The sequence below is a fragment of the Microbacterium sp. C448 genome (assembly GCF_000582705.2).
Taxonomy (GTDB): Bacteria; Actinomycetota; Actinomycetes; order Actinomycetales; family Microbacteriaceae; genus Microbacterium; species Microbacterium lacus_A.
The window spans coordinates 1-1,833 of the sequence record NZ_HG779769.1; the positions used below are offsets into that span (position 1 = coordinate 1).

The 1,833-nt window shown below is 72.2% G+C and carries 2 protein-coding genes; both read right to left on the minus strand.

The window, feature by feature from the left end:
- Nucleotides 1-138: 138 nt before the first annotated feature.
- Nucleotides 139-1,071: an ABC transporter permease gene (locus MIC448_RS13225; protein ID WP_036300593.1), complete on the minus strand. Its 933-nt coding sequence runs from the start codon at nt 1,069-1,071 to the stop codon at nt 139-141.
- Nucleotides 1,061-1,786, minus strand: a complete 726-nt coding sequence (locus tag MIC448_RS13230; RefSeq protein ID WP_243420037.1) for an ABC transporter ATP-binding protein — start codon at nt 1,784-1,786, stop codon at nt 1,061-1,063. Before MIC448_RS13230 ends, MIC448_RS13225 begins: the two co-directional genes overlap by 11 nt.
- Nucleotides 1,787-1,833: the final 47 nt, after the last annotated feature.

Here is a 1,833-nt window from a genome sequence, read left to right on the forward strand (position 1 = left end):
TGCCGGGGGCGGCGGCCGCGGCATCCGTCAATCCGGAAACCGGACGTTCGTCGTGTTTCCGGACTGTCGTCGCGCGGGCGTCCGGAAAGTGTGCGGATCTCCGGTTTCCGGATCCGCGAGAAGTGCGGTCGGGGGTGGTCATCGCGTGCCTCCCGTGACGAGCAGGCCTCGGCGTCGCAGCATCCGTCGCTCGAGGGGGCCGAAGAAGACGAGCTCGATCAGGATGCCGATCGCGAGGATCAGGATGATCGTGCCGAGGACTCCCGCGAGGTCCGCGAGCTCGCGGGACTGCTGCAGCATCGACCCGAGGCCGAAGCCGATCGTGCCGCCGACGGCGATGATCTCGGCCGCCATGAGCGAGCGCCACGAGAACGCCCACCCCTGCTTGAGTCCGGCGAGGTATCCGGGCAGCGCCGCTGGAAGGATCACCGACGTCGCCAGCTGGCGCCGAGTCGCGCCGAGCACCGTGCCGACGCGGCGCAGCTGCGGCGGCACCTGGTCGATGCCGGCGATGAGCCCGTTGACGATCGAGGGGATCGCGCCCATGAGGATCACGAAGTAGACGGTGGCGTCCGACAGGCCGAACCAGATGATCGCGGCGGGCACCCACGCGACCGACGGCAGCACCTGCAGGCCCGAGATGATCGGGCCGACGGCGCGACGGATCGGGCGGACCTCCGCGAGCAACAGCCCGACCGGGGTGCCCACCGCGATCGCGATGAGGAACCCGACGACGCCGCGCTCGAGGCTCGTCGCAACCGCCTCCTGCAGGCGCCCCGATTCCCACGCGAAGCCGAGCGCTCCCACGACGTCGGAGGGGCTCGGGATGATGTCGGGGCGGGGCTGCGCGATCACGACATACAGCTGCCACGCCGCGATGAGCAGCGCGACGAAGACGATGGGAGGTACGACACTCGCGGCGAACCGACGCCAGCGGCTCGGCTCGCGCTCGACGGGTGCCTGGAGGCTGTCGAGCCCGGCTTCGAGCGAGCGCAGGTCGTCCGCGCGTGCGCCGGCTACGGCATCCGTCGCCGCACCCGTCATCGCCGCGGTCAAGGTCTCAGGCGGCATTGCGGCGGATCTCCTTGCGCAGCTGGTCGGTGATCTCGACCGACAGGGCCGCGACCTCGGGCGACTCGATGCGGCGCCCGGCGGTCTTCGCGATCGTCCACTGCTGGACGATGCGGCCGGGGCGGCTGCCCATCAAGACGACGCGCTGGCCGAGGCGCGCGGCCTCGCGCACGTTGTGCGTGACGAAGACGATCGTGCGGCCGGTCGCCCGCCACACCCGCTCGAGCTCCTCGTGCAGCAGGTCGCGCGTGATGGCGTCGAGCGCGGCGAACGGCTCGTCCATAAGCAGCACCGGGCGGTCTTGCGCGAGCGCCCGCGCGAGCGCGACGCGCTGCCGCATGCCGCCCGAGAGCTCGTGCGGACGCTTGTCGGCGGCATCCGTCAGATTCACCGCGTCGAGGAGGGCGAGCGCGTTGTCACGGCGCTCGCTGCGGGGGACGCCGCGCAGGCGCAGCGCCAGCTCGACGTTGCGGCGCGCGGTGAGCCAGGGCATGAGCGCGGACTCCTGGAACATCACGGCCGAGCCGGTGACGGGCGTCTCGATGCGTCCCGCCGTGGGCCGGTCGAGTCCGGCGATGAGGTTGAGGAGCGTGGACTTGCCGCAGCCGGACGCGCCCAGCAGGCACACGAACTCGCCGGGCGCGATGTCGAGGCTGACGTCGTCGAGCACGACCGGGCCCGCGCCGAACCGCTTCGAGACGCTCTCGATGCGCACGGCCGGCGCGGGCGCCGCGGCCGGCTCGCGCACGGGTGCGACACCGT

Bases quoted from the DNA above. Each gene is read 5' to 3' on its own strand.
- MIC448_RS13225 (WP_036300593.1), bottom strand. From the start codon at position 1,071: ATGCCGCCTGAGACCTTGACCGCGGCGATGACGGGTGCGGCGACGGAT.